Source organism: Hyphomonas chukchiensis, assembly GCF_000682695.1.
In the GTDB taxonomy this organism is placed as follows: domain Bacteria; phylum Pseudomonadota; class Alphaproteobacteria; order Caulobacterales; family Hyphomonadaceae; genus Hyphomonas; species Hyphomonas chukchiensis.
Window position 1 is genome coordinate 1 of the sequence record NZ_AWFG01000055.1, and the last position, 4,014, is coordinate 4,014.

Genomic DNA, 4,014 nt, shown 5'->3' on the forward strand with positions numbered 1-4,014 from the left:
TTGTCAGGGTCGCGCTCCCAGGCGCGGAAGGCGTCCCAGGTCTCCAGGTCCACGTCCGGGTCCTGCAGCTCGCTATACCAGCGCGCCGCAGCATCGAGCCGGCCCGTCTCCTCGTCATTGTCATTCATCACGTGCGTGTCACTCAGCCTTGTCGGGACGCGGGGCGCCCGATCGCGAGAGGGCTTTCGCAATGGCCGCCAGCGCTTCGGCTATATCACTCCGGACGGTTCTTGGCGACACGGAGAGGCGCCTGGCGACCTGGTCATGGGTCAGGCCCTCCAGCCGGTGCAGCTGCAGGGCTTCGCGCTGGCGCGGCTTCAGGGCATCAATCGCTGCCTGCGCAATCGCCAGCAATTGCGCGTCCATGACCTTCTGTTCGGGGCTCACTGTCCGGTGACAGGCCAGCCTGTCGCCTATTTCAGTGATTTCGGCATCAATGCGACGGCTCCTTGCATAGCCCGATTTCAGGTAGTCGCGCGTGAGGTTGCGCAGGATCGTGAACAATAGCGGGCGCAGCTCCTCCACGGGCTTGTCGGAATAGGCGCGGGCCGCGGAGATGAAGGCTTCCTGGACGAGGTCTTCGGCGTCTTCTGCATTGCCGATGCGGGACCGGCTGAAGCGGAGGAGTTCGGAATGGTGGAGGTGGTAGAGGTGATGGAGGGGGGTGGGACTGACACGAGGGTCCTGGCCTGCGGCGTGGCGCGATAACGCGCGATCGGGGCCGGAAACGCGTGACGTTCCCGCTGCAACGGTGGCCAGGCTGGAGTGGCGCAACGGTGATGTGCGGGGAAAACCGGGGTTTTGTTTTCGATCCTGCATAGGGGGCTCGTGGTCTACGGGTAAAGGTGTCGGCTGCGGTTTTCGTCCTACCCGAGGGTTAAGTGCTAAGGCCATCACACGATCACCTGCGGAATAGGCGCGAGCCTATAATTCTTTAGCTATACAACCTTACATTATAACTATTGTAAACTTCTAGTTCTCTTTATTGAGAATGTAAAGTTCTCATTTCTCGATTTGCACGTCGACCGAACCTCTAACTCAGGTGGGGAGACTCATGCATGGAACTTCAAAGACTCTTCGGGGCGAATGTTCGGCACCACAGGAAATCTGTGGGTTGGACGCTTGAACAACTTGCCGGAGAAGTCGGCGTCTCTCGAGAGACGATAGGAAAGATCGAGCGTGGAATCTCAGCGCCGCTTTTCGACACTGTGGAGAAAATCGCGGAGGCGCTCGACGTAGCACCTCAGACTTTGTTTGGAGCGAAATCGTTTCCTCCTGGAGAGCGCGGACGACTGCTGGCCGAGATAAATGGGGTGCTCGCAAACCTGAATGACAGACAGCTACTTCGCGCACGCAAGATGCTGGACGCTCTACGCTGAAGCTTGTTGGTGCCGACAAGGCTTAGCAGTAGCGGCGAACTAGCAAATGAGCAGTTCGCAATGTGTGCCGCTCAATGCTGAGCACATACGAATCGGCACAAGTGGGCAGAACATAGTATCGATAGTCTCCTCAAATATTTTTCCCCTTGAGGCCGAAGAGCTTAAGTCCCGATTATCCCGTGGCTGTGTGAAAACGACGCAAATCAGTTCATGGTGTTTGGATCCGAACAGGAGGCTGCCATGGGACGGTTTGTCGAAGGCGAGGATCGCGCACAGCAGGTGCTGCTTCCTCCCAGTCTTGAGGACTATGTTGGTGATGACAATCCGGTCCGGGTCGTCGATGTTTATATCGACGAACTGGACTTGGTCGCAATGGGGTTTGCGCGGGTGATGCCGAAGGCGACTGGCCGACCTGCCTATCATCCCTCGACGCTTCTCAAGATTTATCTCTATGGCTATCTCAACCGCATCCAGTCGAGCCGGAGGCTGGAGCGTGAGGCCGGCCGCAATATCGAACTGATGTGGCTGACCGGGCGGCTGGTTCCGGACTTCAAGACGATTGCAGACTTCCGGAAGGATAATGGCCCGGCGATCCAGGCGGTGTGTGCGCAGTTCATCGCCCTGTGCCGAGAGATCGGCCTGTTCGCGAAAGCCGTGGCGGCTATCGACGGGGCGAAGTTCAAGGCCGTCAATGCCCGCGACCGGAACTTCACGAGAGGCAAGCTGAAGCGACGGATCGAGCAGGTCGAGACCAGCATCGGGCGTTACCTGCAGTCGCTCGATGCCGCCGATGCGCAGGAGGGAGATGTTGCGGAGGAAAAGGTGGGGCGCTTGCGGGAGAAAGTCGCTGCGATGAACCGGACTATGTCGAAGATCTCTATCTCGCCCCGGATGTGGAAGAGACGGAGGTCGCTGACGCAGAGCTTGCTCCGGAACCAGTCGTCTACCGCACCTATACGCCAACCATCGTGTCAGGCGCGGTACCTGGCCAGCTGAAGCCCATGCCGACCAAGGCGGAGACGCCGTCCCTCAAACCCTATCAGGCCATAGAGGCGGCGAACGGCAAGGCGGCGATCGAGCCTTCGCTCGACAATTACATGAACGCAATCCAGGTCTATCCCTATACTGTCGGTGCGCTCTACCAGGTCTATTGCGCGCCGGAGCAGGTCACCGACATTGTCCTGCAGCCTGGCGAGGAACTCGTGTCCGTCTCAGCCGGTGACACAGTTCGCTGGGTACTCGGGGATACGGTCTCAGGGACCGGAACGGACGCCCAGGCGCACATCCTGATCAAACCGACACAAGCGGGCTTGAAGACCAACCTCATCATAACGACCAGCCTGCGCGCCTATCATCTGGAGCTACGGGCATTCGAAGAGACTTATATGGCGGCCGTGTCATGGCGCTATGCAGACCAGCAACTGGTGACGCGGGTGGCAGGTTCACGGGCTGCGGCATCCTCCTCGCCGGCGGGCTTGCAGCTGGAACGGCTGAAATTCCGGTACGACGTGACTGGCGATCAACCACATTGGCGCCCGGATCGCGTGTTTGATGATGGCCGCAAGGTCTATATCCAGTTCCCGGCCCGGCTCGACCAGGGTGAAGCCCCGGCTCTCTTCGTCATCGGACGGGACGGTAAGGCCCAGCTCGTCAACTATCGCATGTCCGGCGACTATTATGTCGTCGACCGCCTGTTCGCCCGCGCCGAACTGCGCCTTGGCCAGAAGCGCCAGTATATCGTGAAAATCGCGCGCAATGACCTTGGCAGCGCGAAGCCATGACAGAGACCACCTCCCCACCAACACAGCCGCTCGAAATTCGCGGGCGACCAAGACCCGTCAAACGGTTCTCCAAACGGGCGCTGATGGTCCTCCTCGGCACCGGTAGTGCGATCGTGCTCGGATCTCTAGCGCTCGCACTGCAAGGGCCGAAGAGTGGCGCTGACGGCCCGGCGCGAGAACTTTACAATACCAGACATAATCCGACAGCGGATGGGCTCGAAGCCCTGCCATCATCCTATAGTGAGATCGAGCCGAAAGAGGACATCCTCGGGCCGCCACTGCCGGGGGATCTGGGGACGCCCATCCTGAAGGCGCAGCGCGAAGGGCGGATGGGATTGCCTGAGCAGGATGCGCCTGAATCTGATCCCATGCGAGAGCAATTGACGGCGATGGAGGCAGAGCTCCGCACACGGGAATCGGCGTTTTCTGATGCAGCACGTGGGAGCGGGGTATTTTTCCAGGTTGGGGCCGGTACGGGCGTGAAGAATACTGGCAGCCCGGTTTCGGGAGCGACGGCTCCCTCCTTGAATTTTTCGGACTTGTCGGCATTTGCGCCATCTGACAGCAGCGCGTTTGGGTCATCCTTAAATGAGGATCCAAACCGTCAGGTTCGCAAGCTTGATTTTCTGGGCGCAGAAACCGATCCCTCGATCTACAATCCGCATCGGCTGGAGACACCGGTTTCTCCCTACCAGCTGATGGCTGGAACGATTATTCCGGCAACCCTGCTGACAGTGGTGAACTCCGACCTTCCGGGGCAGGTCATAGTGCAGGTGACGAGCCCGGTCTATGACACGGTCACCGGCGAGACCGTGCTCGTGCCGCAAGGTGCGCGCCTGATCGGACGCTATGAC

Annotated in this window: 4 protein-coding genes and 1 pseudogene; 4 read left to right on the forward strand and 1 reads right to left on the reverse strand. The window is 59.5% G+C overall.

Annotation, left to right across the window (positions count from 1 at the left end):
* Nucleotides 1–138: 138 nt before the first annotated feature.
* Complete coding sequence (locus tag HY30_RS15260) at nt 139–774, reverse strand: RNA polymerase sigma factor (RefSeq protein ID WP_034742658.1); 636 nt, start codon at nt 772–774, stop codon at nt 139–141.
* A gap of 284 nt (nt 775–1,058) precedes the next feature.
* Here HY30_RS15260 and HY30_RS19825 point away from each other — a divergent pair, with 284 nt between their 5' ends.
* The 4 genes and pseudogenes from HY30_RS19825 to HY30_RS15280 form a co-directional block, all read left to right on the forward strand.
* Entirely contained in the window at nt 1,059–1,379 is a 321-nt protein-coding gene (locus HY30_RS19825; protein WP_081812290.1) for a helix-turn-helix domain-containing protein, read from the forward strand.
* Between the two features lie 240 nt (nt 1,380–1,619).
* Nucleotides 1,620–2,255 (forward strand): annotated as a pseudogene (locus HY30_RS15270) (transposase); the annotation flags it as partial.
* A gap of 17 nt (nt 2,256–2,272) precedes the next feature.
* Nucleotides 2,273–3,160, forward strand: a complete 888-nt coding sequence (gene trbG, locus HY30_RS15275; RefSeq protein ID WP_081812291.1) for a P-type conjugative transfer protein TrbG — start codon at nt 2,273–2,275, stop codon at nt 3,158–3,160.
* Nucleotides 3,157–4,014: TraB/TrbI/VirB10 family type IV secretion system protein (locus HY30_RS15280; RefSeq protein WP_034742661.1), on the forward strand; the 858-nt coding region annotated here is incomplete at its 3' end. The genes trbG and HY30_RS15280, both read left to right, overlap by 4 nt.